This is a genomic window from Fibrella rubiginis, assembly GCF_017353185.1.
GTDB lineage: Bacteria > Bacteroidota > Bacteroidia > Cytophagales > Spirosomataceae > Fibrella > Fibrella rubiginis.
Map to the genome: position 1 here is coordinate 1 of NZ_JAFMYV010000010.1, position 26,161 is coordinate 26,161.

A 26,161-nucleotide genomic window follows, 5' to 3' on the forward strand; every position below is an offset into this window, starting at 1 on the left:
GACCTTAGACTTTAGACTTTAAACCTTGAACTTTAGACCTTAAACTTAAAACCCCCTTTCTCTTTACTTCAAATTCAACTCATCAACCACCTTCTGCACTTTGGTTTTGAGGGCGGCGTAGGTATCGTCGAAGGCTTCTTTATTGGGAAGGGGTTCGTTGACACTGACGTAGAATTTGATCTTCGGTTCTGTACCCGACGGGCGGGCAGACACCTTTGTGCCGTCGGCGGTGAAGATTTGCAGCACGTTTGATGATTCAATGCCGAGTTTGCCCGACTCGATTGCCGACGTTTTTCCCGATGCCATATCCAGACGAGTCAGGGCATCATAATCATCTACCCGCACTACGGGCGAACCGGCAATGGTCTTGGGTGGGTTGGCCCGGAAATCGGCCATCATCTGCTGAATTTCTTCGGCACCGGCCTTGCCTTTTTTGGTCAGTGACACCAGCGCCTCGTAGTAGAAGCCCGTTTGCTGATACATTTCCATCAGCAGGTCGAACAGGCTGAGGCCTTTGTCTTTAGCGTCGGCGGTTAGTTCGGCAATCATAGTGCAGGAGGCAATGGCGTCTTTGTCGCGCACAAAATCACCGATCAGGTAACCGTAGCTCTCTTCGCCGCCGCCAATAAACTGTTCCTTACCTTCCAGTTCCCGAATCACCTGGGCAATGTATTTGAAGCCCGTTAGTGTGTTGTAGCAGGTTACGCCATACTGTTCGCACAGCTTGTCGATGAGGTCGGTGGTGACAATGGTTTTGGCCACGAACTCTTTGCTCGTCAGCTTGCCCGCATCTTTCCAGGCCCGCAACAGGTAGTAGATGATAAGGCTGGCCATCTGATTGCCGTTGAGCAATTCGAAGTCGCCGTGGTGATTTCTGGCCCCAGCACCCACCCGGTCGGCATCGGGGTCGGTGGCAATGATGAGGTCGGCGTTTTGGTATTGGGCCTGATCCAGGGCCATTTGCATGGCTGCCTTCTCTTCCGGATTCGGCGACTTCACCGTCGGAAAATTGCCGTCGGGTTTGGCCTGCGCCTCCACCACGCTGACGTTTTTAAAGCCGAGTGCCTCCAGCGCACGGGGCACCAGCGTAATGCCCGTGCCGTGAATAGGTGTGTAGACAATGTTCAGATCAGCCTGCCGGGCAATGACGCCGGGGTTCACCGCGTTCGATTTCACCCGTTCAATATAGGGCGCGTCGATTTCTTCGTCGATGAGTTTGATCTTGCTTTCTACACCCTCAAACTTGATGTCGCTCACCGACTGAATGGCGCTCACCTCGTCTACGATGTTTTTGTCGTGCGGGGCTACCACCTGCGAGCCGTCGTTCCAGTACACTTTGTAGCCGTTGTACTCGGGCGGGTTGTGCGAAGCCGTTACAACCACGCCGCCCTGACAGCCCAGTTGCCGGATAGCAAAAGAGAGTTCGGGGGTGGGACGGAGGTCAGAGAAGAGGTATACCTTGATGTTGTTGGCCGAAAAAATGTCGGCGGCGATCCGGGCAAATTCGGGACTCATCCGCCGGCTGTCGTGGGCAATGGCTACGCTGATATCCTGCCCCGCAAACGACTTGTTGAGGTAATTGGCAAATCCCTGCGTGGCCGCGCCTACCGTGTAGCGGTTCATCCGGTTCGACCCTACGCCGATTACCCCGCGCAGCCCGCCCGTTCCGAATTCCAGGCTGCGATAAAACGAGTCGGTCAGTTCGGTAGTATTGCCACTGTCGATCAGGTGTTGAATGGTGGCTTTGGCCTCGGCATCGTAGGGGCCAGATAGCCAGGTATCCACGTTCTGTTGGGTCGTGGCGTCGAGTTGTTGCGTCGTCATTGGGAATTGAATTATTGAGAGTCAAGAATTTAAATCATTGAAAATCAGAAATTTATCTTTTGCTAAAGCCAGAGTCATTCTTTAATCGGTGCAATTCAGCCTCGGTTTTCTCTGGAAAATGATTGCGCAGACCTCCTTTGAAAAGCTGCCTACTAAACGCTGACAACTCAACTGCCTTCAGTAACCGCTGTTCTGGGGTCATACTACGTAGTATAGCCAGATACTGCTGGTGGTTTGGAGGTGGCTTCGGGTTCATTGCTGCTTGTTCTGCTGGCAAGTTACGGTCTGCCGCCGTAGCCCGCAATCCGGTGGGTAAGGAAGTAAATTTGACGCTGACGATTGATGGAAATGCCCTCTGCCACGCCCTCAATTGCCAACCCGGCGATTTGTTAGCCCACGTGCCGGAAGGAGCCGTGAAGGTGTAGGGTATGACCGTGCAGACATGGACATAAAGGCCCAGCGGGTCTTTATGTCAACTCACCATGTTCCAAGTAATCCTAACGACGCAAGCCCTTTACACCTTGAACCGCAGCAGCGGACCGCTTTAACCGTTGAACTCACTTTCCTCATGCCCCGTTTGCCTCTTACCCTCGCGCTTTGTCTGTTTACACTGAGCCTTTTTGCTCAGAACAGGACCTACACCTACCTGATTTATCATAAACTCTCGCCGGGCCTAACCGTGCAGGACGCCTTACCCGTGGAGCGCGAATGGCGGGCGGTGAATCAGGCCGCGGTGGATGAAGGCAACATGATTGGCTGGTACATGATGGCCAAACAGATGACCTCAAACCCCAATTCAACCGAGTACGACTATGTAACGGTGATCGTGACGCCAACCATGAACATTAAAGGAGGCTCACCGGTGGCGATGACCAAACTTTATGGTGATAGTGTGCAGACGCGCATGGACAACCTGAACAAACGCGACCGCGCTACTGCCCCCGTCGTGAAAATGGAGGTGTGGGAGAACCCCGATGCCTACACGTTCAGCCCCGATTTTACGCCCTCAGCAACGCCCGTGGTGGTGCTGAATTATATGAAGCCCTACGACCCGAAAGCGGCCTGGGCCGACCTGCTCGACCCCATGAAAACCTGGGCCACAAGCCGACTGAAAGACAACTCACTAAGTGGCTGGGCTTTCTCAAGACTTATTCTGCCCAACGGCAGCGAAAAAGGCTACAGTTTGCTCATAGCACAGGTGGGTACCACTGCAACCAGTATAGCTAATCCGCTGGTTATCAATACCGAATCGATAAAAGCCTACACTCAATCCAGGCAAACGTTTGACGTGGTCCGGCAGGAGGTATTTCGTATTATGGAGTTTACAACCCGTCCAAAAACAGCGGCAAACAAGTAACAGTCAGCGCCCTGTTCATACTTATAGTTGATTCAGACAAAAGCCTGACTTTGCCATAATCGCCAACGGTAATACTGAGGTTGATACTGGATTTGGTTAGCCTGTTTAGTGGAAGTTTAAAGTCTAAAGTTTAATGTCTAAAGTTGAGTGACGCAAGAGCATGCTTGCCGCATCGGCGGACCGGTCAGCCAACTTTAGACAGTAGACTTTGGACTTTAAACTTCCATTAAACGTACCGTTCCGTGATGTGCCGTGCTCGTTGGGCAGTCTCCAGCAATAACGGATGGCGTGGCGTAGCCAGGGCCTCCTCCAGTTCGGCGAGGGTGTCTTTGAACAAAAAATGCACCGGCACCTCGTGCGTTTCCATCTTCGATTTCAGGTATACCATCCGGGGCAGCGTGTCGCCCTGGGCGGCGGCGGCGTTGTATTCGCCTTTCGCGCGGGTCCAGTCGTCGTCGGTGGGGCCGAAGTGGATGCGCTGTTCGGGTAGGGGGGTGGCCAGGCGGGCGGCAAGGCGTTCGTCGAGGTCAGCCAGCATTTGTTTCAGCCGGAATGTGTCTTTGCCCGTCCGAATCCGTTCGCGTAGCGATTGCCGGATGAGGTACGTCAGCGAATCGCTCAGGTTCATGCCAATCTCCACCATCTGCTTGAAAATTAGTGACGTAGGCGACATACCTGGAATGGTGTTCGGGTCGTGGAGCAATACGCGTTGCGCCTCCCTCGGTTCGTCGCCACGAGCCGGGCCTTCGGGCGTCAGGAACCCGTCGATGCGTGAATAGACGTTGATACCCAATTTTGTAAATACCTGCTCGACGGCCAGTTGAATAGCCCGGTTGTTTTCCAGGCTAGTCCCTACTGGAATTCGCTTTTTAGCTACGCTGGTGAGGTATTTGGTTTCGTAATCAAACGCTTCGGCGTTGAAGATTTCGGTGGGGGGAAGCGCCACAGCCCTACCGTCGTCGTCCTGAATCACGCCACACGAAAACTCCTGTCCGTTGATGAATTCTTCAAATAGCAGTTCGTCTTCGGCGTTGATAGAGGCCAGCGTAAGCGTGGTTGTTTTGGCGTCGTCGGCGAATCCATCGAGGGTGCTGATGAGTTCGGCGGGGCCGGTGACGTACTCGCCCGTATTCTCGATCACGAGCGGGTAACCGATTGTAGCGCTGAGTGTGGTAGTCCGCTGAGCGTAGTCGCGCTTGGCCTGCTCATCCAGCTTCTCCCAGTCCGACAGGCCGATCTGCGTGGTGAAAAAGCACTGATTCACAGCCCGCTGGAAGAGGGCGAAGTCGTTGTCACGCACAATGGCCACCCCGATAGACGACCCCTGGTGCGGGGCTTTCACCACAATAGGCAAACCCAGGTGGCTTACCAGCGAGGCGAAAAACGCTTCCTGATCGGCCCCTTGCCAGGCGTCGCGGCTGATGGTAGCGGTTTTTTTCTCCTGCCCGTTCACCAGCGCAATGAGGTGATTTTGCAGGATCTTGTTGATCCCCAGCCCCGACCCCAGAATACCGGGTCCGGTGTAGGGCATTTTATGCCATTCCAGCAGTCCCTGAATAGCGCCGTCTTCGCAGTCGGGACCGTGCATGGCCAGAAACGCCATGTCGAAGTGCTCTTCAAACCACTCAGGTTCAATGCGTTCGCCAGGAATGGCTTCGTCGCCATCTTCCAGCGACTCATCATACACCGAGAAACCGTCGAGCTTGGGCAGCGAGTCGCGGATGCCGGCATGTTGCAGGAAATCAGGCTCTACGATATAGAACCGTCCCCAGCCACTCACGAACACCAATACCGGCTCAAACAGGGCTTTATTGAGGTTGGCCAGGGCCGTGCGCCCCCCCGCAAATGATACGTCGCGCTCTCGCGATGGTCCACCAAAGAATATTCCGATGCGCATAAAAAAAGTGAATTGTGAATGAGCGAATGAGTGACGGTCCGGCGTTCCGGTGAGTGAATGTTCTGAACCGCTTCGCGGTGTATAATTAGTAATGCCGAACATTCACTCACCGGAACGCCGGACCGTCACTCATTCGCTCATTCACTCATTTACAAAAGGAGTCCCGCCAGTGTAGCCGACATGTAGCTGGCTAATGTGCCACAGATGAGCGCTTTAAAACCCAGTTTAGCCAGGTCGGTGCGCCGTCCGGGAGCCAGTTCGCCAATGCCACCGATTTGGATGGCGATAGACGAAAAGTTGGCGAACCCGCACAACGCGAAGCTGGTGATGGCAATGGTTTTAGGATCTAGCGTTGACTTTATCTTGACCAGCTCGATGTAGGCCACAAACTCGTTGACCACCATTTTGGTACCCATCAGGGCACCGGCGGCTTCTACATCTTTACCCGGTACGCCCATGGCAAAAGCAAACACCGAAAACAGTTTGCCCAGCAGGTAGTTCAGGCTCAACTGCGGAAACCCGGCTATGCTACCTGCTTTACCCAACAGCATGTCAATCAGTGCGATAAGGGCGATAAAACCAATCAGCATGGCAATCACGTTCAGGCCTACTTTCAAGCCTTCAGACGCCCCGCTGGCAATTGCATCGACGAGGTTAGCGTGTGATTTTTTGATTTCCAGCTTTACAACCCCCTGTGTGGTAGAGACTTCTGTTTCAGGAAACACAATTTTCGAGATCACCAGCGCCCCCGGTGCGGCCATGATACTGGCTGCCAGCAGGTAGGGGGCCGGTACGCCCAGCGAGATATATACGGCCAGTACCCCGCCCGCAATACAGGCGAAGCTACCCGCCATGGAGGCCAGCAACTCGGAGTTGGTCATGGTGGGCAAATAAGGCTTGATCATGATCTGCGCTTCAACCTGCCCCACAAACGTGCTGGCCACGTTGGAAAGGGCCTCGGCCCCGCTCACGCCCATGAGCCATTTCATGACCCGCGCCATCAGGGCCACAATACGCTGCATGATGCCGAGGTAATAGAAAATGTTGACCAGCACCGCCACGAAGATGATGGTGGGAATCACCTTAAAGAAGAAGACGAAATCGTTGCCATTGCCAAATGCCCGCGACATCAGCCCTGTTTTTACGAGCGGACCAAAGACAAATTCGGCACCACGGTCGGCGTTGAGCAGCGTTTTGTTAACCAGAAAACCGAGATACTCGAAGACCTGCTTACCAGTTTCGGTTTTCAACACAAACACGGCCAGGCCAAATTGAAGGGCCAGTCCAACACCCACAGTGCGGTAGTTGATGGCTCGGCGGTTGTTCGACATGGCGAAGGCAATGCCTAAAATGAGGGCAATGCCCAGTAATCCGGTAAAACGCTCCATGCGGTGATTGGCGGTACGAAGAAGAGAGGCCCGTTGCGGCGTATCCGCTTGTTAATGGGCGGGCGAAGATACAAAAAACGGTCGGTCTGAAGACGGACCGGGCGAGGGTATTGCCGATAAGCCTATGGATTCACGCTCCAAGTCCTGATCAGGTTTGCGGGATTAACGGGGAGCCTGATGAAATCGAGACGAGCCACAAACTTTATTTATTTATCTGTAAGTCAGCCACATATACGCGCCAGCTAATCGCGCTGATCCAGCCTAGTACAGCCAGAAACGTAAATTTTTGAACAACAGGTAACCAGTTGAGGTGCCAGGGTAAGTGGTAAATGACGTTATTGAGCAGGACCAATAACAGACAGATACCGCCTACTGCCAGTAACTTAACATACCGCCCTTGATACAGACCAAGCAAGGTGAGCAGAAATGGAGGCAGGGCCAATATGCCGGTGAGGTTGATGGCCGCGTCGTGGTAAGCCGAGGCGACAAACGGGGCTACGAGCATGGCCGTTACGCCGGGGTACTGCATTAACGTTCGAAGCTGTCGCGGTTGCGTAAACAAACGGGGTAACGTAAGCCAGAAAACGGCGAGGCTTACGCAAAGCACCAGCATGGCTACCGTAGCAACTGGCGCAGCGGGGTTTGCCTGACCATTTTTGGCAATCTCGCCGGTCAGGTCGCACCAATAGTTGGTGAGCCAGTTGAAGCCAACGGCAGTAGGGTGGGCGTTGGAACCGCCCGGATATAGCACCGTGGCCCATCCGTATAGCCCCAGAAACAAACCGATACCCAGCAAGGGTACTAGTGACAGGCGAAAACGATATAGGGAAGGAACTGCCATCGTTTAACAGAAACCCCATTGAGTGCTCAATGGGGTTTCTAATATCGCTTTACTGGCTGATTAATTAATCTTCAACACGGCCATAAATGCTTCCTGCGGGATTTCGACGTTACCGACCTGGCGCATCCGTTTCTTACCTTTTTTCTGCTTTTCCAGCAGCTTGCGTTTCCGCGAAATATCGCCGCCGTAGCATTTGGCCAGTACGTCTTTGCGCAGAGCGCTCAGCGTTTCGCGGGCAATGATTTTCTGCCCGATGGCCGCCTGAATAGCAATTTCAAACTGCTGACGTGGAATCAGTTCGCGGAGCTTTTCGCACAGTTTCTTGCCCCATTCATACGACTTACTCCGGTGTACAATGGCCGACAGTGCATCGACCTTGTCACCGTTGAGCATCACGTCGAGCTTCACCATGTCCGATTCGCGGTTATCCATGAACTCATAATCCAGCGAAGCATAGCCGCGGGAGATGGTCTTGAGCTTGTCGAAAAAGTCGAAAACGACTTCGGCAAGGGGCATTTCAAACTGCAGTTCTACGCGGTCGGCGGTCAGATAGACCTGATTCTTCAGGATGCTCCGCTTGTCCATGCACAGGCCCATAATGCCGCCCACGTAGTCGGCCTTAGTAATGATCTGCGCCCGGATGAATGGCTCTTCGATGTAGTCGATCAGGTTGGGTTCGGGCATATCGGCGGGTGCTGATACCTGCCGAAGCTCGCCTTTGGTGGTCATAACCTCAAACCGCACCGAAGGCACGGTGGTGATCACGGTCATGTCGAACTCGCGTTCCAGGCGTTCCTGCACGATTTCCATGTGCAGCATACCCAGAAAGCCGCAACGGAAGCCAAACCCCAGTGCCGCCGACGTTTCGGGCTCCCACACCAGGGCCGCGTCGTTGAGCTGCAGCTTTTCCATGGCCTCGCGCAAATCTTCAAACTCGCTTGTTTCCACGGGGTAGATGCCCGCAAAGACCATTGGTTTCACGTCGGCAAAGCCCTGAATAGCCGCCGCAGCGGGGTTGTCGAAGCTGGTGATGGTGTCGCCCACCTTCACTTCCTTGGCCACTTTGATGCCCGAGATGAGGTAGCCCACGTCGCCGCACTCCATCCGGTCGCGGGGTTCCTGCTCCAGACCCAGAATACCAATTTCGTCGGCATTATATTCCTTGCCGGTATTCATGAACTTTACTTTCTCACCCTTACGGATCGACCCGTTTTTGATGCGGAAAATAACCTCAATACCCCGGTAAGAGTTGAAGTGTGAGTCGAAAATGAGGGCCTGCAACGGGGCGTTAGGGTCGCCGGTTGGGGGCGGAATACGCTCGACAATGGCCGCCAGGATTTCGGGTACGCCAATACCTTCTTTGCCCGACGCTGGAATGATGTCGTCGCGGTCGCAACCCAGCAGGTCCACCATCTCGTCTTTAATCTCTTCGGGCATAGCACCCGGCAGGTCGATCTTGTTGAGAACGGGGATGATGACGAGGTCGTTGTTGAGCGCCAGATACAAGTTTGAAATCGTTTGAGCTTCAGTGCCCTGCGAGGCATCAACCAGCAACAGCGCACCTTCACAGGCGGCAATGGAACGCGACACTTCGTAGCTGAAATCGACGTGGCCGGGCGTGTCGATCAGGTTTAAGGTATACTTCTCGCCTTTGTGGAAGTAATCCATCTGGATGGCGTGGCTCTTGATGGTGATGCCACGTTCCCGCTCCAGGTCCATATCGTCGAGCAGTTGGGCTTGCATATCGCGGGCACCGACGGTTTGGGTAAACTCCAGAAGCCGGTCGGCAAGGGTACTTTTGCCGTGGTCGATGTGGGCGATGATGCAGAAATTTCGAATGTGCTTCACGTTGAAAGAACGGGGGTTGTGTCTGATTTTGAAGGTGCAAAAATACGAAGAAACGAGGAAAGGAAGCGGGAAGCCGCAGGGGCAGTTAAGCAAAGGCCTGACGGGCTGTAGCCAGCGCTACAATCTATCGGGCGTTTGTTCGATACGATTCAGACTTGATCTACCGCTGAATCAGCAGTCGCAGTGTAGTACGCGCCTGTCTGGTCGGGCTAGTCGGCATCAGATAGCATACCTGAAAGCATAGGGCGTTGCTGTTAAGCGTTTTAGCTTCTAGATGGAACAAAAACAGCGATATTCTGTTAATTTAGTAGTCGTGACTACTAAATTAACAGAATATGTCATTAGCAACCCAACTTGGCTTTATCTCGCTCCAGGTCAGTGATCTCGATGCCTCACGTCAGTTTTATACGGACGTGCTCAATTTTCAACCCGCTCCCCAGTCACCGCCCGACGCCTGCGTTTTTGTTACCCAGCGCGGGGCCAGCTTCGCCATTCGTAAACCGCTGGTCGACCTTCAGGCAACAGACAAACTGGGCTGGGGCGTGGGCCTCTGGTTTGCCGTTCCCGAACTGGATGCTTTTCTCCAGCGCATCGAAGGAAAAGCCACCCTGGTGCGGGGCGTTCAGCCATCGCCTTTCGGCAATACCGCCATTATCGCTGACCCTGATGGCTATTGGCTGACGCTGCAAGAAAGCAAAGCTGCATGAGCCAGGCCCGCTATTGGGTGGTGGTAGCCAGCCGCGACTTTCGAGATTCCTACCGCCGATTTTATGCGAATCCGATCGGCCATGATTGATGACAAGCCATGAGTGACTCTCCCGTTTTCGCCTATACACAACCCGAAGAAAACAACGGTTATTTGCTTTGGCAGGTGAGTATGCGCTGGCAACTGCAAATGCATCAGCAACTGGATGCGGTGGGCATTACGCTCACTCAATTCTCGCTGTTGGCCGGGTTGTATTGGCTTAGTTTGCAGGGCGAACTGGTCACCCAGCAGCGGCTGGCGAACTATGCCAATACCGATAAGATGATGACGTCTAAAGTGTTGCAGACGCTGGAAAGAAAAGGGCTGGTTCAACGGCTCGATAACCCCCAGGATGGCCGGGCGAAACAACTGCGACTAACGGAGCCTGCCGAAGCATTACTGCGGCAGGCGAACCACATCGTCGAGCAGGTTGATACCGCTTTTTTCGCCCCTATCGAGGCCAGCAACGCGCTTTTTCAGCAACTTATGCGCCAATTGGCCCGACTGTGATTGACGAGCCAGCCGCCATGTTTGGGCCATAATCACCACTACCAGCCAGCTAAAAGAAGGTGGACGGGCAAGTCAGTCAGATCATTAGGTACCTTTGTACCCGTATGTATCGACGACTACTCTTTATCCTCTTCTTTCTGCCTTTTGGTCTTAACGCTCAAACGCTGCACGTATCCCCAACCGACTCGATCATTCACCTCGATGGGCTACTGACGGAGGGCATCTGGCAACGGGCGGCTGTGGCGGGTGATTTCACCCAAAACTTCCCCAACGACACGGCACGGGCCTATAACGACACGCAGGTACGCATGACCTTCGATGCTACCCACCTCTATGTGTCGGTGGTTTGTTTTGATAAAAATCCGGAGAAACGCTACACGGCTTCGTCGCTGAAGCGCGATTTTGAGTGGGACCAAAATGACAATTTCACCGTTTATATCGACCCATTTGGTGACCGGATCAACGGCTTTACCTTCAACGTAACACCCTATGGTGTAGAGCGCGAAGGGCAGATGTTTAACGGTGAGCGTGTAGCTGCCGAGTGGGACAACAAATGGCGCTCAGCGGTGAAGGTGCTGCCCGACCGCTGGCAGGCCGAACTGGTCATTCCGTTCAAAAGCTTCCGATATCGTAAAGGAGCGTCGTGGTTTCTGATGAACTTCGCCCGCCACGACCTGAAAAACAATCAGCGCACGGCCTGGCGACGCGTGCCGGTGGCTTACCGTATATCGGCGCTGGCCTTTGCCGACACCGTTCGGTTTAGCCGCCCCCTGCCCGACCCTGGCCCCAATATTTCGCTTATTCCCTACGTCAGTTCGCGCTACTCCGATGACCTGGGTGAATCCCGCAATGCATCGGGCAACCAGGTTGGAAAGCGAACGTTCAGGCAGGGTATCGGGTTCGACGCCAAAATTGGCATCACGCCCTCACTGAACCTCGATTTGACCGTAAACCCTGACTTCTCGAACGTAGAGGCCGATCAGCAGGTGACCAACCTCAGCCGGTTCGAGATTTTTTACCCCGAACGACGGCAGTTTTTCATCGAAAATCAGGACCTCTTCGCCAGTTTTGGCTTCGAGCGGAATCGACCGTTTTTCAGTCGCCGGATTGGCATCAGCTACGATACTACCACGGGTGTGATTGTGCAAAATCCGCTGCTGTACGGCGCGCGGCTGAGCGGTAAAATTGGCAAAGAATGGCGTGTAGGGCTGCTGAACACGCAAACCGCCAGCCAGCCTGAGAAAGGCATTACGGGACAGAATTACACCGTGGCAGTACTGCAGCGGCAGATTTTTGGCCGCTCCAACATGTCGGCTATTTTGGTGAACCGGCAGGGTATTGGTGCCCTGCCCGACAGTATGCGCTACACCCGGCTGGCAGGGCTGGAGTACAAACTGCAAACGGCAGATAACCGCTGGAGTGGCAAACTGTTCTACACCCGTGCGTTCCGTGCCGCGCAACCCGGCGAAGCCCGCAACGGTGTAGACATTGACCAGGATGCCTACACCCACGGGGCTAACCTCAGCTATGCCAGCCGCAACCTGACGGCTACCTGGACGCACGAATACGTGGGGCAGCAATACAAGATCAACGACGTTGGCTTCGTGAACCGGCAGGGGTTTTGGCGGGTGGTTCCCGAACTACAAGGCACGTTTTATGTGCCGGGCAACCGCAAGCTCATCTCGCACGGCCCCTTCACCGATCTGATGCTAATTCGTAATAACGACGGCCGCTTAACAGACCGCGAGTGGAACGTAGGCTATAACGTCCAGTTTCGCAGCACCGCCGAAGGAGGCATGGGCTACTACGCCTACTATACGTACCTCTTTTTCCCCTATGACCCCACCAACTCCGACGGCCGCGAATTGCCCGAAGGTTCTGGTTTCGCCACGCGCGGATTGTTTGGCTATTTTGCTACCGACAAACGTAAGTTATTGAGCGCCACTGCTGACTTCTACTCGGGTGGATATTACAACGGGCAGAATACCAACGTTACAGCACAAGTGCAGTATCGGTTTCAGCCCTACGGTTCGCTAAGCGTTTACAGTGAATACAACAACATTCGGTTGCCGGATCCGTATAAATCAGCGCGATACCTGCTGGTAGGCCCCCGGCTCGACGTGACGTTCTCGCGGAAACTGTTCTGGAGTACCACCGTGCAGGTAAACAGCCAAACCGATAATACCCTGTTGAACACCCGCCTGCAATGGCGCTACGCCCCCGTTTCGGATTTGTTTGTAGTCTACCAGGAGAACTACTTCCCCGGCTCACTCACCAGCAAAAACCGGGCATTGGTCGTAAAGCTGTCATACTGGTTTAATGTATAAGGAAGAAAAGGAGGAGGAAGCGGTCCGCCGTCGCGGAACGGGACAACGGTTGGTGTAGCCTGTTGGTGTAGCAGGAGAGCAGAAAAACGTTATTGGTAACCGGAGCGTTGTATTTTTACGAACAACTAATCAATGAAGCAGGCCATGGAAACGAAACCGAAAGTTCATGATTTGGGTAAAGCCATTCAGCGTATGAAAGCAGATAAGGAAGCCATTAACAAGCGCTTAGACGAGCACGGTACGCTGAAAAATTTTACTGGTGTCAAGATTATCCAACCTCCCAAGTTACCCGCTGAGCAGTAATGGTAAAGACTTTTACTTTGTAACAGACGATGCTGTTTCGTATGAAATTTACCTCACATCCGGAGAGGATTATATTCCCGATGAACACTTCTCTACGCTTGTTCGGATGGTTGGTTTTAGACCACTAAACAAAACATTAGCTGCGAAATCAGGTGCCGATGCACGCATTCATCAGACAATTATTAAGGCCCTGTCTTTGTATTTTCAGGAACAGCCTGACATTGTGCTGGTCTACGTCTCCGACATGATGGACGGCAGGCAACGGCAGCGCAGCCTGCTCTTTGACCGCTGGTTTCGGGAGTTTGGCGAAGGATATACTAAGCTGGATTATACCGACAATACTTATACTTACTGCGGCATGATTTTCCGCGAAGGCCACTCTTACACGGCTGATTTGCAAGAGGCTGTAGACCTGTACGTCCAGGATAAAGAAGCCTGACAAACGGACCACTTGTTGGTTAATATACTTCCGTCAAGTAAGGCAGGTAGGGCTCTAACTTATCCGTTGATTTAAACGCGCTGACCTGCAAAATGCGGTTGGTGTAGGCGTCGTGGCGGATTTCGACGTAGAAGCTGTCGAGGCTATACAGCAGGAAAATGAACTCGTCTTCGTACCGATTCGCCAGCACGCTGCCCTCGAAATACAGGGCGTTCAATTGGTCTTCGGTGTCGAGGCTGGTAAAGTGGGCGGGGTCCATACGGTGTCGATTTAAGGCGAAGATAGGCGTTGTGATGGATATTGAACGCTGGATTTTGGAGTGCGAACAAGAAAGCAAACACAACAAAACGGCTCTTACTACCTCAAATCCAGCGTCCAACGTCCAAAAACTAGCGTCAATTTTTTTTACAAAGTGACCCGCTTTCCTTCTTTTGCCGCCTTATAAATAGCCTCTACGATGCGAATATCAGCCAGACCTTCTTCGCCGGGGACGAGCACGGGCTTGTTCTGCATGATCGCCAGGGCATCGTCGTCCATCTGCATCATTTGTTGGGTAGGGGCTTTATAGGCCACATTGGTGCTAAAACCGTTGCTGCCTACGCCCTTCACCCCATCATAGGCCGAGTAAGGTTCCATTTCCAGGAAGCCCTTCTGACCTGTTACGTTCAGGAAATTCATGTTCATGCCGTAGCTGGATTGTACCGCCGCCCGCGCTCCACTCGGAAACTCCAGCTGCGCCATGCTGGTCTCGTCGAGGCCGTTCTTGTAGACCTCCGGGCGGGTGGTATACTGCTGGGCGGTGAGGGCAATTGGCTCCTCGCCGGTGGCAATGCGGGCACCCTGAAGCACATACACGCCCATGTCGTACATGACGCCGCCGCCCATTTCTTTCTTCTGTTTCCAGTGGTCGGTGCGGCCATCGTAGTACCCCGCCGAGCAGCTTACCATCTGGATTTTACCGATGTTGCCGTCGCGCAGAAATTTGCGGTACGCCTGGGTGTTAGGTTCATGGTGCAGCCGGTAGCCCACCGTGAGCACGCGCTTATTTTTCCGACAGGCATCAATCATGTTCTGGCACTCCTTCGCCGTCACGGCCATGGGCTTTTCCACCCAGACGTGCTTACCGGCTTTAGCCGCCCGCACCACGTATTCTTCGTGCATGGATGGTGGCAAGACCACATACACCACGTCGATGTCCCCATTGTTGGCGATCTGATCAAACGTCTGGTACGAATAGATGTTTTTGTCGGGGATGTTGTACTGCTTTTTCCATTTTTCGGCCTTAGCGGGGGTGCCCGTTACGATGCCCGCGAGGTAGCAGTGTTTGGTCATTTGCAGGGCCGGGGCCAGCAAATCGGTGCTGTAGTAGCCCAGCCCCACCAGGGCCACGCCCAGTTTGTCTTTCTTAGGTGAGGTTGCCGCCAGCAGCGTGTGCGGCGATACAATGGTTGAGACAGAAGCCAGCGACAGGGTCTGAAGAACGGTTCGACGAAGCATGGAGAAAGAGTTTATGGCGAAAGTGTGAAGGTTATACCGAAAAGAGTGTCAGCGGGTTGATTTACCAGTTTGCTAGTTCCAAACGACTTGCGGGATATCAGCCGCTGGTTGGGTAGCTTAGGCCCAGCGCGCCGCAACGTTGGTGGAAAATAGGCTGGCTCTATGGCGGTTTTAGCCCTAGCGGGGCGTAACATGCGGATACGGTAGCAAAATCCTAGGCAAGGATTCATCTTCTGCATATCCGCATGTTACGCCCCGCTGGGGTTTGGCTAATTTCTCCAACGCCTATTTCTACCGACGTTACGGCCCGCTGGGCCTAAGCTACCCCGATCAGCAGCCACTACCTACAGGCCATTTTGAACCTGTGCTATACCTCATTCAAACCCTTTCCGCTCAGGATTTGCGGCATGGATTTGTCAACCCTAGCTTCCCGCGTTTTGGTTTGGTGCCGAAAGACCAAAGGTTGGAAAGATCGCCCTTACGTAAAACACCTGTTGGTTGACATACTCTTTTGTGACCCATCAAGGCACTACTTACTCTGTTCCATGCCACTTAGAGTACTTGTCTGCCGAACGTAGTTGCCGGGGGGAGTGCCAGGCTCGCCAACGGGTTGGCGGTAGGGCTGGAAGGGTACTTTCAGAATGCTGCCAATGTGGCTGTGTTCGTGGGCGTCGGGGTGGGTATCTACGCCGTAGATGAGGTCTTTTCCCGCCCGTTCGGCATGGGTTTGGAAGAGGCGGTCCCAGATCGAGAAGATGTTACCGTAGTTGGTGTTCGAGTAGGGCAGTACGTAGTGGTGGTGCACGTGGTGCATGTTGGGCGTGACGATCAGCCAGTTAACGGCCCGGTCGGCCCAGCGGGGTAGCTCGATGTTGGCGTGGTTGAACTGCGACAGGATCACCGACAGGGCCTGATACAGAAACACCAGCCACATGGGTGCCCCCACAATCAGTACGGCCAGCGTGGTAAACAGAAACCGGATCACGCTCTCGCCGGGGTGGTGGCGGTTGGCGGTGGTGGTATCTACGTAGTGGTCAGAGTGGTGCACGACGTGAAACTGCCACATCCATTTTACATGGTGTTCGGTCCAGTGAGCTAGCCAGGCACCAATCAGATCAAGCAGGAGCAGGCCCACCACGGCCTGTGCCCAGAGTGGCATGGCTACCCATTGCAGTAGCCCCACATGACTGGCTACCGTCCAGTCGCTGGTTTTGACCAGAATAAACGCCAGCGAAAAGTTAACGAGGATGGTTGTGGCCGTAAAGAACAGGTTGATACCCGCGTGTTTAGGCTTGTGGTAATCGAAGCGAATCAGGGGCACAATGCTTTCCAGTAACCAGAAAAAAGCAATGCCACCCACCAGAATCAGGCTGCGGTGGGCCGACGGTATGTGTTCAAAGTATTGGACAAGACGCTCCATTAGGTTCTGCGATTCGTGAAACTAAACCACAAAATACGAATAAAAAAGGAGTGTAAGGTGTAAGGTACAAAGTGTAAAGTCTAAGGTCTAATGTCTAAAGTTGCTTCGCGCACTACCCGATACGTGCGCGAAGCAACTTTAGACATTAGACCTTAGACTTTACACTTTATACCTTACACCTTACACTCCTTTCGCCGCCTTCACTTCGGCGCGGGTTTCTACTTTGGCTTCGTCTACCTCCGCCTCCTCGCGTGACTCCCGATTTTGATTGGCAAATACCTGCATCAGCACGATAAAGAACGACAGGATGGTTGGCCCGATCACCAGCCCCAGAATGCCGAAAATGGGTACGCCGATCACAATACCTGCCAACGTAACCAGCGGGTGAACATCGCCCATGCGTTTGGCCAGCGTAATCCGCAATAGATTGTCGATGTTGGTGATCACGATGGCCCCCACTAGCAGAATACCTACACCCTGTGATGTATTGCCCTGCGAAAGCTGAATCAGGCCCGCCGGTGCCCACACCAGGGGTGTGCCCAGCACGGGAATAAAAGACATGAAAAAGGCAACGGTACCCCAAAAAGCGGCATCGGGTACGCCGAAGATCCAGAGCGTCAGGCCTGTTAAGATACCCTGCACAAACGACACGATCACCTGGCCTAATACGTTGGCGTTGACGTTATTACGCAGCTGTTCGCCCAGGTCTTTCATCGTATCGCGCTTGAAAGGCAGGTAACGGCGCAAGCCTTCCTGAAACGTCTCTTCTTCCGAAAACATGTAGTAGAGCGTAAACAGCATCAGGCCAATGATAACCAGAAAATCGAGCAGACCACCCGCCAATGACGGGAGCTGCCGTGAGGCCAGGGTACCCCCTTGCTGCAAAATCTTACGGATGTTTTCCTGACTGGTTAGCTTAAAATTCGTCAGGTTTTCGGCCTGTTTCACCAGTCCCAAAATCTGGTCGGTATGCTGCGAATAATATTGAATCCGGTCGATGAGCAGGAAACTGAGCACCAGAAAAGGCAGGATGATGGCAAACAGTGAAAACAGGATAATACCTACAATCACCAGCGTTCGGTTCCACTTCTTTCGGTAGACAAGTCCATAGAAGGGAGATCGAAAAATAACGTAGAGAATCCCCGCCCCAAAGAAGGCCGAGACGTACCCCTGTAGGCCAGCAATAATAAAGCCGCCCAAAACCAGTAAGCTGGTAATGAGCAGGATACGTTGCTGTTTAGGCGTATAGATTGGATAAGATGACATAATATGTACAATGTATAATGAACAATGTACAACAAGCCTCTTGCGTGGGTTTATGCCAGCGCAAAGCCATCATACATTGTTCATTATACATCGTACATTAAAATTTGTTTAATCCACCCACAGCACCAGTCCTTTCAGGTAGCCACCCTCGGGGTGGAAAAGACTCACTGGGTGGTCGGCGGGCTGGCTCAGGTGGTGGAGAACCCGTACCTGTCGCCCGGCCTCGATGGCCGCGGCCACGATGGTGTTGTAGAACAGCTCCCGGTCTACCACCTGCGAACACGAAAAGGTGAAGAGAATGCCACCCGGTGCCACGCGCTTCAATCCTTCCACGTTTAGCCGTTTATAACCCTGCACCGCCCGGTGCCTCGCCGACTGGCTCTTGGCATAGGCGGGCGGGTCGAGCACCACTACGTCATACTGATGGTCATGCTCCTTCAAATAATGCATCACGTCGTCGGGGATGGCTTGATGGGTACTCGAAAAGTCCCCATTCACCGCTACGTTCTGGTTGGTTAGCTCAATGGCTTTCTGCGACACGTCGACCGAGTGTACGAGTGAAGCTCCGGCGGTGAGCGCGTAAACCGAAAAGCCACCCGAATAGCAAAAGGCGTTCAATACACGCTTACCCGGAGCATAGCGGGCCAGCAGTTGGCGGTTGTCGCGCTGATCAAGAAAAAAGCCTGTTTTCTGGCCCGTTACCCAGTCTACCAGAAATGTATGACCATTTTCAATCACCGGGCGGGGAGTTTCGGCGCGGCCAAAACGGTAGCCATTTTGCACACCAGCGGCGTAAGCATCGGGCAGACTTTCGGCGCTTTTATCATAAACGGCTACGAGTTCAGTACCAAAAACGCGTTGCAGAGCCTCTACGATCTGCTGCCGCTGGCGGTGCATACCGATGGAGTGCGCCTGCAACACCGCTACTCCGTCATACATGTCGATAATCAGACCCGAGCAGCCGTCGCCTTCGCCATGAACGAGGCGGTAGCAGTTGGTTTGGGCGGGAATCAGCGCGGCCCGAACAGTCCGGATCTGGGCTAGTTTTTGGATCCAGAAATCGACGTCGGGTACTACGGGCAGGCCGTTGGTGTGAGCGGCAAACGAAAACAGTCGTACCAGAATGCTGCCGTCGTGGAAATGCCCTGTGCCGAGGTACGTATTGCGGCTGTCGACTACGTCAACTATGTCACCGTCTTCGAGGTGTTCGTCGCGTTTGGCTACGGCGCCCGAAAACACCCAGGGGTGAAACCGGCGCACAGCCTCATCGCGGCCTTTCTGGAGAATAACTTGGGGGTATGTCATTGATGCAAAGATAGGGGAATGTCAGACGGAGCGATTTGCTCCGTCTGGCATTCCCCTAAAAGCCAGCAGACAACCTGGCGCCGGGGCCGTAAAAAATTCGTTTGCCGGGCAGGTATTTCACCCGCCCGGCAAACGCTTGTGTATTGGTGGGTATGGTGATCAGGTGGCCGATATGTACGATGTCAGCGCGGGTGGGTACGCGGTTGGCCGACCAAACGGTGGGGTCATTCCAGTTGCCATCGCGAACGGTGCTAAGATCGCCACCATACGTGCGGATGGTGTAGGTGTCGCGTAGGCATTGCTTGCTGTCGGTAACCACATAGGTTTGTATGGTACCGGCTGGCGGCGTCACAACTACCGTCCGGCTGTTGGCAAATGTGTTGCTGGCAGAGTCAGTCCATTGGTAGTCGGCTACGAATGAGGCGGTTAGCGTGGCAGACTGGCCTGCTGCAATGGTCAGTGACTGTGTTCTGCCTGCGTCTTTCATCAGCGTAAATTGGTCCGTGACCACACCGAAAGTGGGCGCGTTGGCCTGAATAAATTTGGCATCGAGCCGGTTGTCTTCTACTTCCATATAAAATGACCCACCCACGTTTTTTTCCGTAAACGCCATCACGGGGTGGTTGCCCAGCGCCGCATTATGGCCTAACTGCCCGGCAGACCCCGACACCACATAGACCGTTCCCTGTTTCTGTTTCCCTGATTTCCGGAGGTAAGGGCACGAATTAGCCGACCCGTCGTAACGCCCCGAACTGGCATCGGCAGGGTAGCGGAAATTGGCAGGGTTGGCCGCAAACTCTGCCATGGGGCCGCGGTGGTCATGAATCGGGTACGACCGTTCGTAGACATGACTATGCCCCGTTACCACCATATCCACGCCGAACCGCTCCAGAATGGGGTTTACCCGCTGGCGAATGGCAATTAGATCACTCTCCGTTTCGGAATTATGCGACCCCTGGGTGTAGGGTGGAAAATGCAGGTAGACAATCGTCCACTTTTTGGTATTGGCGGTCAGGTCCTGTTTCAGCCAGATGGCCTGTGGGTGGCTGAGGGTGTCGTCGTATACCTTCTTTTCTACCCCGCCAACGGTTCGGGTGCCGTAGCCGTCGAGCATGACGAAGTGAATAGGCCCATAATCAAAGGAATACCATTCCCGCGTGCCCGACGCCAGGCCACCTGCCTCAGCGTTGGTGGGTAGCGTGAAAATAGAAAAATACGGTATGGCATGGCTGGCGGCGTTGGCTGCACTATTGATATAGTCATGATTGCCGGGAATGGTAAATAACGTAGTGTTTTTCAACAGGTTATCGCGGTAGGGCTGGAAAAAACTGGCCTGATACTGCGGGTCGTCACCGTCATAAGCGTTGTCGCCAATGAGCATCCAGAGGTCGGTGGGGGTAGTGCCGCGGTAGTTGATAAAGCCATTGCGGACGTTGACCTGGTTGGTATTCAGCACCCCACAGTCGCCGAAAGACGCAATACGCAGGGGGCGTTTGGTTGTGGCGGGTGGGTTGGTCTGAAAGAAGTTGGCGGCGCTCTGTTCAAGTACCGCCGTAGGGGTGCCCACACTGTAATAGTATCGCTGGTCGGGCAGGAGGTTTGTCAGTCGCAGTTCGTGTTCGGTGGTGCTGGCCGTTTCGCTGGCTACCCCCGTCAGGCTGGTAGTGGTCAGGCCATACGTAACGCGACCCACGCTGGCCAGGTCGGTGCGCCAGCGGATGGTCATGGCCGTTTCTGAACCCATTTGCAGATAAGGTCCACGCGTAATGACTGGCGTTTGGGCCAGGACTGTTTCAACAAAAGCAGCCAGTAGTAGCGGGACGATTGCTGTAAACAGGTATTTTTTAAGTCTCATTATGCTGACAATCAATTGGTTGATTCTAAAAAACGATAATCAGGCAATAGTACGTACTAAGTTAGGCGCTAACCCGTAGACAACACGCCTCAGACGGCCCACCTAAACCTATAACCAGTATCCCGCATCCAATGGTCAGTAATTAGATCATCTCATTTTTACGCTTTACAGCCTAAATCAAACTTTATGCAATCAACTAGACGTGACTTTCTGAAACAGGCTGGCCTGCTTTCGGCCGGTGCTGTGGCACTATCTTCTTCCCTAACCGATGCGGTTGGCGGTTCATTCAGAACCTACGGCCTGCAACTCTATAGCGTGCGCGACGTACTGCCCAACGACCCCAAAGGTGTGATGACGCAATTGGCCAAAATGGGCTATAAGCAGTTTGAAAGCTACCAGGGGCAGCAGGGTTTCTTGTGGGGCATGGAACCCGCCGCCATGAAATCCTTCCTCGACGGCATCGGCGTACGCATGGTGAGTACCCACTTCGACTTCAAAGGGGCTTCGGAAAACCCCGACACCCTCAGCAAATACATCGATATGGCCAACGGTGCGGGCCTGAAATACCTGCTGTGCCCGTACATTGGCCCCCAAAAAACGTGGGATGACTGGAAGCGCGTAGCCGATAATTTCAACCGGGTAGGTGAGGCCGTACGTAATTCGGGAGCCGGGCTAAAATTCGGGTATCACAACCACGACTATTCGTTCAGAACGCAGGACGGAAAACTGCCACAAGAGTACCTGCTGGCTAACACCGACCCCCTCAATGTGATGTTTGAACTGGACATGTGCTGGAGTGAAGCCGCTGGTCAAAACACCGTAGATCACCTCAAGAAGCACGGCAGCCGCTACGAGCTTTGCCACATCAAAGACTATAAACGCGAGGGCACCAAAGTAGTACAGCAAAACCTGGGCGAAGGCATTGTGAACTACAAAGCGATTTTGAAACAGGCCCGCAAAAGTGGCATGAAATATTTCCTGGTCGAGCAGGAAGAATACCCCAAATCGCCCCTTGCCAGCATGGAGGTGGATTCAACCTACATGAAAATGCTGAAGGTGTAAGTGGTTTTGCCAGAGCAGGTCGATATACGACCTGCTTTTTTACCTTTACTACATGAACACGTCACGAATCATAGTTTACGTCAACCGCCAGTTAGATGGGGTCACTTTTGGCCTTGATCCCCTTTCTCGCAAACAATTACACGCGGCTTACCCTAAAAAATCGCCGGGTGGAAGTGTATATGTTGGCTATGATTCGAAGGCCGATTTTGAGTCTTATCACAACCGGGTTGAGCCAGCTATACTACCCATCTTATTAGGAATGAGCGAACAGGAGATTGTTCAGTTGGGTGAAATCGATTTTATAGACCCCAAAACCAACGAACTACTGTTTCGATACATCAATGAGTAAAATGTTTAACAACTACATCGGCAAAGCGGGTCAGCTTTATGTGATGTCCGAATTGTTGATGTTGGGCTGGAACGTTGCCATCCCTGAAGTTGATAGGGGTGATGACATTTTTGTCGTAAAAGATAGCGACGGTGATTTAAGGCGTGTGCAGGTAAAGACAGCTTCCGCAAGAGAAACGAAACAGGGTTATATCGCCCAGTTTCTGTTACCCCGCCTGCAACTCGTTTCTCAGCCCACGCCTGAGTTGTATTATACGATGCTTATTCGCCGACATGATCGTTGGAGCGAATTAATTGTACTAACACGTAGTGACTTGGCTGATTTGCTGGCTGAGCAATTAAGACAAGTAGGTTTATCAAAAGCAATTACGTTGACACTGAGCCTGATGAACAATTCCGTCTTCTGTCTCAAAACACCTTTGGAGATCCCCCACCGCCTAAAGGACCTCTTTGTAAGAGTACATCATTAAGTTAATTTTCCTCCCGTGCCTTGAACAGCCGCCTGAGCCAACTCTGTTGCTCGGCGGCTGTTTCGGTTTGTTCGGTGTCGTCGTCGACCTGGCGGGCTAGTTTTTTCAGGTCGGGTTGGCCGGCATCTACCCAACAGGTATACCAGAAGTCGCCCACCATTTTGATGGAAGCCCGCATTTGTCGCTCCACCTGTCCGCGCAGGCGTTCGTGGTAGTGTGCCGAAAACGCCGCCGAATACACCTTGATCGTTTGCCCATTGCGATCCTCAAAATTCCATTTGCGCGATTCGCCCAGTTCAGCGGTGAGGTTGCGCTCTATCAGCAGCACAGAATCTAAGGCGGCGTGGGCGTCGAAAACGGCCCGCCAGGCTCGCTGTTGGGGTTTCTCGAGGTATTCGGCGGAACCAACTACCCAGTCATAGTTTGTAGAGAATAACTCTGGTAGCCGCGATTCCCAGAAGCCGTGGATACCCGTTTGGTTGGTGAGTTGCCCGTTGTAGTTGCGGGTAGTATGCAGTGGCACGTTGGCGTCGGCAATGTAGTGGCCAATGTCGGCGGAGAGGCGCAGGATTTTGCGGACGTTTCGCTCCTTAAAAGCTTCGGTCAACTGGTACTTGACGAGTTGAATGTGCCAGGGTACAATGCCGTGCATAGCCAGCGTGTCGGCCCCAAATTTCGCTGCCGCCGCCGACCATGACCGGGGTAGGGTCTCACGGGTGGTATCAGCATACACGTCAAGATCGATAAAGTGGCGCGGCGCTTCGTCTACTACCGCGTAGCGACGTTTGTCGGGATTCACGGCATTGTCGGTCAGAAACTGAATACGGCTTTTGTAGAGCGGCATCATTTCTGGCGGCAGGGTGAAGACGGCCATGCGGTTGATCTGCTGATGGGCAAAGAACCCCCACTGCGGTGCCATGCGCAGAGGCTTCGGCGTGACCCACGCATGGGCGGGTGTCAGCAGCAAAAGGGGTAGGCAAACGATGGTTAAAAAATATTTTCTTAGAAAAATACCCAACCAAATACTATTCCTGTACATTTGTTCAGTCATGGTATTATTTGAAGATCAAATAAGATGTATCAAATAAATGTATGACAAATAACAAAGAAAATTCTGTCTAACTTCATAATTGCCAAAGTAATGCAACGCGAATCTAAAGGATACGCCCTCATCCTAGGCCTGTTTTGTATCCTCGGTTTATTAATCTACGGTGCTTATTCACCCGCCCGCAAAGCCCAGAAACAGCAGATTTTCTGCTTTTCTTTCGTAAAAGACGTAAAAACGCAAGCTGTTGAGAAGCATATGCGCGATTTTGCGGCCCTAAAGCACGAAATTCCACAGGTGGTTGGCTACACGGCCGGGAAGACATTTGTGGCCGGGACGACCAATCAGGACTATGACGCCATGCATTACCTGACGTTTCAGAGCGAAGCCGATATGAAAGCTTTCGCCCAAAGCGAAGCCTACAAAACATTCGTTAACGAGAACAAAGCCAACTGGGCCAAGACCCTGGTAGTGAATGCTGAAATTCAGCCATAAATGAGTCTAAGGTTTAAAGTCTAAGGTTTAACGTTGCTTCGCATTCTACCTGGCTAAGCGCGAAGCAACGTTAAACCTTAGACTTTAAACTTTAAACTTAAACCTCGCCTCACCGCACCCGTTTGCCGGGAACGTTGCGGCCACCCTGATGCAACATCAGGCCATCGACTTCGCCTTTGTCATTTTTGATGAATGACACTTGGGCGTCCACCACTTTGTAATAGAATTCAGTGGGCGACTGGGCGTAAATCTCAAATTTTTCCTGACCTGTAGCCTGCGCCATCAGCCGGTTGTTCTCACGTGAGACCGTAATGGAGAACGACGGGGCCAACTGATATTCGCCCACCAGCATGGCCAGTTGAGCCGTATCGACGGCTATGGCTGTTGGAGTAGGCATCGCTATCGGTTCGCCCAGTTCACGCAGCTTCTCAATTCCACCCGTATTCCGCGGGTTCAGTTCAACCGACTTTTTGTAGTCACGGATAGCCTGAGCCTTGTCACCGGCTGCCATATAAGCTTCGCCCCGGCTGTCGTATACGTTAAACGAGGCGGGGAATGCTTCGGCATTAAGATCGAAGACTATAATGGCTTCCGGTAGTTTCTTGTTTTGCAGCAGTTCATATCCCAGCGCGTTGATAGCCCCTTCATTCAGGTCGTAGGTCGACTTGTTCGCTTTCCATTCGGCGAATTTCTGCCGCACCGTGGCCACCGGGTCTGTTGAGATTGACTGACGAAGTAAATCAGCAATGAGCTTCTTGGGTGCTTCGATGGGTTGGTCGTAGAGGATGCGGAGAATATTCTGGCGCATATTATTCAGCGGTGCCCCGCCTGTGTTGTTCAGCAAAACAATCAATTGTTTATCGCGGGGTGCTCTGGTAATCAGCGTGTTGAAGCCATTAATTCCTCCGCCATGGCTGATAAGTAACAGGCTGTCTTTGCGTTCGCCTACTTTGGTGTTGCCCACCCCCCAGCCATAGGCATATTCGTCCTTAAACGGCGTAAACATCGTAGCCTTGCCAACCGCCGATAACAGCTTGTCTGTATACAGCGCCTGATCCCACTTGTACAGATCCTCTACTGTTGAGTAGAGCGAACCAGCCGCATAAGGTATCGACATATCGAGATAAGGGGCGTTTACGTAGCCACCACCCGCTTTTTCGTAGCCTGCCGCGCGTTTGGGCATGATCGGGGCGAACAGATCATAGCCCGTATCGCGCATTTGCAGGGGCGAAAGAATGCCTTCCTGCAACACCTGGGCGTAGGATTTTCCTGTTACCTTTTCAACCACCACACCCAGCAAAAAGTAGCCTGAGTTGCTGTAGGAGAACTTGCTGCCCGGCTCGAACTCCAGCGGCATGTCCTGGAATTTTTTCAGGAACTCCGTCGGGGTAAATGGTTCGCGGGAAACAGTCTCGAAAAACGTTGGGAAGTTGGTGTAGTTGGGCAGGCCCGACGTGTGCGTCAGCAGGTGGTGCAGGGTGATCTTGCTACCGGTGGCCTTGGGGTAGTTGGGTAGGTAAGTAGTAATAGGCTCGTTCAGTTTCAGCTTACCCTGCTCTACCAGTTGCATGATGAGCATAGCCGTAAACTGCTTGGTAATGGATCCAAGCCGGAATTTGGTGTCGGGCGTGTTGGCGATGTTCCATTCCATATTGGCCATGCCGTAACCTTTTTTGACGATCACCTGCCCTTTTTCGGCCACGAGTACAGTGCCGTTAAATTGCTTGTTGTCAACATATTGCCGGACAAGCGCGTCAATTTTAGCGGCTTTGGTCTGAGCAAAAGCCAGTATGGTGCCCAGCAGGAATAAGCCAAGCGTAAGCCCGGTGCGTCGTATGCGCGTCTCCATGAGTCGAAAAGGGGATTAATCCAATGATCGACCAAGGTAAACAGACGCAGAAACGAGGGGTAAGGAAATT

At 53.1% G+C, this 26,161-nt stretch carries 25 protein-coding genes; 11 read left to right on the forward strand and 14 right to left on the reverse strand.

Annotated features, from left to right (window positions below):
- Positions 1-63: 63 nt before the first annotated feature.
- A complete protein-coding gene (locus J2I47_RS18350; protein WP_207366062.1) occupies positions 64-1,824 on the reverse strand; it encodes a phospho-sugar mutase in 1,761 nt (586 codons plus the stop codon).
- Positions 1,825-1,876: 52 nt separating this feature from the next.
- On the reverse strand, positions 1,877-2,080 hold the full coding sequence (locus tag J2I47_RS27085) for a hypothetical protein (protein WP_510186176.1): 204 nt from the start codon (positions 2,078-2,080) through the stop codon (positions 1,877-1,879).
- A gap of 52 nt (positions 2,081-2,132) precedes the next feature.
- Here J2I47_RS27085 and J2I47_RS27035 point away from each other — a divergent pair, with 52 nt between their 5' ends.
- Complete coding sequence (locus J2I47_RS27035) at positions 2,133-2,249, forward strand: helix-turn-helix domain-containing protein (protein WP_207366063.1); 117 nt, start codon at positions 2,133-2,135, stop codon at positions 2,247-2,249.
- A gap of 143 nt (positions 2,250-2,392) precedes the next feature.
- Entirely contained in the window at positions 2,393-3,181 is a 789-nt protein-coding gene (locus J2I47_RS18360) for a hypothetical protein (RefSeq protein ID WP_207366064.1), read from the forward strand.
- A gap of 226 nt (positions 3,182-3,407) precedes the next feature.
- On the opposite strand, the gene J2I47_RS18365 is transcribed toward J2I47_RS18360, so the two are convergent.
- The 4 genes from J2I47_RS18365 to lepA all read right to left on the reverse strand — a co-directional run bounded on the left by J2I47_RS18365 (position 3,408) and on the right by lepA (position 9,155).
- Positions 3,408-5,078: a D-alanine--D-alanine ligase family protein gene (locus J2I47_RS18365; protein WP_207366065.1), complete on the reverse strand. Its 1,671-nt coding sequence runs from the start codon at positions 5,076-5,078 to the stop codon at positions 3,408-3,410.
- Between the two features lie 149 nt (positions 5,079-5,227).
- The gene (locus tag J2I47_RS18370) at positions 5,228-6,466 is read right to left on the reverse strand and encodes a NupC/NupG family nucleoside CNT transporter (protein ID WP_207366066.1); all 1,239 of its coding nucleotides are present in this window, start codon (positions 6,464-6,466) and stop codon (positions 5,228-5,230) included.
- Positions 6,467-6,668: 202 nt separating this feature from the next.
- Positions 6,669-7,307, reverse strand: a complete 639-nt coding sequence (locus J2I47_RS18375; protein ID WP_207366067.1) for a hypothetical protein — start codon at positions 7,305-7,307, stop codon at positions 6,669-6,671.
- A 60-nt stretch (positions 7,308-7,367) separates the two neighbouring features.
- Positions 7,368-9,155 (reverse strand): translation elongation factor 4, encoded by a 1,788-nt coding sequence (gene lepA / locus J2I47_RS18380; protein ID WP_207366068.1) that lies wholly within the window; start codon positions 9,153-9,155, stop codon positions 7,368-7,370.
- A 335-nt stretch (positions 9,156-9,490) separates the two neighbouring features.
- Between lepA and J2I47_RS18385 the strand changes: the two genes are divergently transcribed.
- The 5 genes from J2I47_RS18385 to J2I47_RS18405 all read left to right on the forward strand — a co-directional run bounded on the left by J2I47_RS18385 (position 9,491) and on the right by J2I47_RS18405 (position 13,479).
- Entirely contained in the window at positions 9,491-9,862 is a 372-nt protein-coding gene (locus J2I47_RS18385; RefSeq protein WP_207366069.1) for a VOC family protein, read from the forward strand.
- 98 nt (positions 9,863-9,960) lie between these two features.
- On the forward strand, positions 9,961-10,410 hold the full coding sequence (locus tag J2I47_RS18390; protein WP_207366070.1) for a MarR family winged helix-turn-helix transcriptional regulator: 450 nt from the start codon (positions 9,961-9,963) through the stop codon (positions 10,408-10,410).
- A gap of 104 nt (positions 10,411-10,514) precedes the next feature.
- On the forward strand, positions 10,515-12,737 hold the full coding sequence (locus J2I47_RS18395; RefSeq protein ID WP_207366071.1) for a DUF5916 domain-containing protein: 2,223 nt from the start codon (positions 10,515-10,517) through the stop codon (positions 12,735-12,737).
- 132 nt (positions 12,738-12,869) lie between these two features.
- Complete coding sequence (locus tag J2I47_RS18400; protein WP_207366072.1) at positions 12,870-13,040, forward strand: hypothetical protein; 171 nt, start codon at positions 12,870-12,872, stop codon at positions 13,038-13,040.
- Positions 13,041-13,146: 106 nt separating this feature from the next.
- Positions 13,147-13,479, forward strand: coding sequence for a DUF6169 family protein (locus tag J2I47_RS18405; RefSeq protein WP_262899029.1), 333 nt, complete (start codon positions 13,147-13,149; stop codon positions 13,477-13,479).
- Positions 13,480-13,498: 19 nt separating this feature from the next.
- On the opposite strand, the gene J2I47_RS18410 is transcribed toward J2I47_RS18405, so the two are convergent.
- From J2I47_RS18410 to J2I47_RS18435, 6 genes are all read right to left on the reverse strand, one after another.
- Positions 13,499-13,738: a hypothetical protein gene (locus tag J2I47_RS18410; RefSeq protein ID WP_207366074.1), complete on the reverse strand. Its 240-nt coding sequence runs from the start codon at positions 13,736-13,738 to the stop codon at positions 13,499-13,501.
- Positions 13,739-13,884: 146 nt separating this feature from the next.
- On the reverse strand, positions 13,885-14,976 hold the full coding sequence (locus tag J2I47_RS18415; protein ID WP_207366075.1) for a Gfo/Idh/MocA family protein: 1,092 nt from the start codon (positions 14,974-14,976) through the stop codon (positions 13,885-13,887).
- A gap of 529 nt (positions 14,977-15,505) precedes the next feature.
- Positions 15,506-16,396, reverse strand: a complete 891-nt coding sequence (locus J2I47_RS18420) for a sterol desaturase family protein (protein WP_207366076.1) — start codon at positions 16,394-16,396, stop codon at positions 15,506-15,508.
- Positions 16,397-16,576: 180 nt separating this feature from the next.
- Positions 16,577-17,662 (reverse strand): AI-2E family transporter, encoded by a 1,086-nt coding sequence (locus tag J2I47_RS18425; protein WP_207366077.1) that lies wholly within the window; start codon positions 17,660-17,662, stop codon positions 16,577-16,579.
- Between the two features lie 108 nt (positions 17,663-17,770).
- Complete coding sequence (locus J2I47_RS18430; protein WP_207366078.1) at positions 17,771-18,967, reverse strand: class I SAM-dependent rRNA methyltransferase; 1,197 nt, start codon at positions 18,965-18,967, stop codon at positions 17,771-17,773.
- Between the two features lie 55 nt (positions 18,968-19,022).
- Positions 19,023-20,822: a purple acid phosphatase family protein gene (locus tag J2I47_RS18435; protein ID WP_207366079.1), complete on the reverse strand. Its 1,800-nt coding sequence runs from the start codon at positions 20,820-20,822 to the stop codon at positions 19,023-19,025.
- 186 nt (positions 20,823-21,008) lie between these two features.
- On the opposite strand from J2I47_RS18435, the gene J2I47_RS18440 reads away from it, so the two are divergent.
- The 3 genes from J2I47_RS18440 to J2I47_RS18450 are packed head-to-tail and all read left to right on the forward strand — an operon-like array spanning position 21,009 to position 22,702.
- Positions 21,009-21,884: a sugar phosphate isomerase/epimerase family protein gene (locus J2I47_RS18440; RefSeq protein WP_207366080.1), complete on the forward strand. Its 876-nt coding sequence runs from the start codon at positions 21,009-21,011 to the stop codon at positions 21,882-21,884.
- A 52-nt stretch (positions 21,885-21,936) separates the two neighbouring features.
- Positions 21,937-22,233 (forward strand): hypothetical protein, encoded by a 297-nt coding sequence (locus tag J2I47_RS18445; protein ID WP_207366081.1) that lies wholly within the window; start codon positions 21,937-21,939, stop codon positions 22,231-22,233.
- Position 22,234: 1 nt separating this feature from the next.
- Entirely contained in the window at positions 22,235-22,702 is a 468-nt protein-coding gene (locus tag J2I47_RS18450; RefSeq protein ID WP_207366082.1) for a PDDEXK-like family protein, read from the forward strand.
- Position 22,703: 1 nt separating this feature from the next.
- On the opposite strand, the gene J2I47_RS18455 is transcribed toward J2I47_RS18450, so the two are convergent.
- Positions 22,704-23,621: a zinc dependent phospholipase C family protein gene (locus tag J2I47_RS18455; RefSeq protein ID WP_229374786.1), complete on the reverse strand. Its 918-nt coding sequence runs from the start codon at positions 23,619-23,621 to the stop codon at positions 22,704-22,706.
- A 222-nt stretch (positions 23,622-23,843) separates the two neighbouring features.
- Between J2I47_RS18455 and J2I47_RS18460 the strand changes: the two genes are divergently transcribed.
- Positions 23,844-24,242 carry a Dabb family protein gene (locus tag J2I47_RS18460; protein WP_207366083.1) on the forward strand — a complete coding sequence of 133 codons (399 nt, stop codon included), beginning with the start codon at positions 23,844-23,846 and terminating at the stop codon, positions 24,240-24,242.
- Between the two features lie 109 nt (positions 24,243-24,351).
- Here J2I47_RS18460 and J2I47_RS18465 read toward each other — a convergent pair whose 3' ends face one another.
- Complete coding sequence (locus tag J2I47_RS18465; RefSeq protein ID WP_207366084.1) at positions 24,352-26,091, reverse strand: serine hydrolase; 1,740 nt, start codon at positions 26,089-26,091, stop codon at positions 24,352-24,354.
- Positions 26,092-26,161: the final 70 nt, after the last annotated feature.

Bases quoted from the DNA above. Each gene is read 5' to 3' on its own strand.
- J2I47_RS18445 (WP_207366081.1), top strand. From the start codon at position 21,937: ATGAACACGTCACGAATCATAGTTTACGTCAACCGCCAGTTAGATGGG.
- J2I47_RS27085 (WP_510186176.1), bottom strand. From the start codon at position 2,080: ATGAACCCGAAGCCACCTCCAAACCACCAGCAGTATCTGGCTATACTA.
- J2I47_RS18400 (WP_207366072.1), top strand. From the start codon at position 12,870: ATGAAGCAGGCCATGGAAACGAAACCGAAAGTTCATGATTTGGGTAAA.
- J2I47_RS18385 (WP_207366069.1), top strand. From the start codon at position 9,491: ATGTCATTAGCAACCCAACTTGGCTTTATCTCGCTCCAGGTCAGTGAT.
- J2I47_RS18395 (WP_207366071.1), top strand. From the start codon at position 10,515: ATGTATCGACGACTACTCTTTATCCTCTTCTTTCTGCCTTTTGGTCTT.
- J2I47_RS18410 (WP_207366074.1), bottom strand. From the start codon at position 13,738: ATGGACCCCGCCCACTTTACCAGCCTCGACACCGAAGACCAATTGAAC.
- J2I47_RS18375 (WP_207366067.1), bottom strand. From the start codon at position 7,307: ATGGCAGTTCCTTCCCTATATCGTTTTCGCCTGTCACTAGTACCCTTG.
- J2I47_RS18420 (WP_207366076.1), bottom strand. From the start codon at position 16,396: ATGGAGCGTCTTGTCCAATACTTTGAACACATACCGTCGGCCCACCGC.
- J2I47_RS18405 (WP_262899029.1), top strand. From the start codon at position 13,147: ATGGTTGGTTTTAGACCACTAAACAAAACATTAGCTGCGAAATCAGGT.
- J2I47_RS18435 (WP_207366079.1), bottom strand. From the start codon at position 20,822: ATGAGACTTAAAAAATACCTGTTTACAGCAATCGTCCCGCTACTACTG.
- J2I47_RS18425 (WP_207366077.1), bottom strand. From the start codon at position 17,662: ATGTCATCTTATCCAATCTATACGCCTAAACAGCAACGTATCCTGCTC.
- J2I47_RS18450 (WP_207366082.1), top strand. From the start codon at position 22,235: ATGTTTAACAACTACATCGGCAAAGCGGGTCAGCTTTATGTGATGTCC.
- J2I47_RS18370 (WP_207366066.1), bottom strand. From the start codon at position 6,466: ATGGAGCGTTTTACCGGATTACTGGGCATTGCCCTCATTTTAGGCATT.
- J2I47_RS18390 (WP_207366070.1), top strand. From the start codon at position 9,961: ATGAGTGACTCTCCCGTTTTCGCCTATACACAACCCGAAGAAAACAAC.
- J2I47_RS18360 (WP_207366064.1), top strand. From the start codon at position 2,393: ATGCCCCGTTTGCCTCTTACCCTCGCGCTTTGTCTGTTTACACTGAGC.
- J2I47_RS18430 (WP_207366078.1), bottom strand. From the start codon at position 18,967: ATGACATACCCCCAAGTTATTCTCCAGAAAGGCCGCGATGAGGCTGTG.
- J2I47_RS18465 (WP_207366084.1), bottom strand. From the start codon at position 26,091: ATGGAGACGCGCATACGACGCACCGGGCTTACGCTTGGCTTATTCCTG.
- J2I47_RS18350 (WP_207366062.1), bottom strand. From the start codon at position 1,824: ATGACGACGCAACAACTCGACGCCACGACCCAACAGAACGTGGATACC.
- J2I47_RS18365 (WP_207366065.1), bottom strand. From the start codon at position 5,078: ATGCGCATCGGAATATTCTTTGGTGGACCATCGCGAGAGCGCGACGTA.
- J2I47_RS18455 (WP_229374786.1), bottom strand. From the start codon at position 23,621: ATGGCACCGCAGTGGGGGTTCTTTGCCCATCAGCAGATCAACCGCATG.
- J2I47_RS18460 (WP_207366083.1), top strand. From the start codon at position 23,844: ATGCAACGCGAATCTAAAGGATACGCCCTCATCCTAGGCCTGTTTTGT.
- J2I47_RS18415 (WP_207366075.1), bottom strand. From the start codon at position 14,976: ATGCTTCGTCGAACCGTTCTTCAGACCCTGTCGCTGGCTTCTGTCTCA.
- J2I47_RS18440 (WP_207366080.1), top strand. From the start codon at position 21,009: ATGCAATCAACTAGACGTGACTTTCTGAAACAGGCTGGCCTGCTTTCG.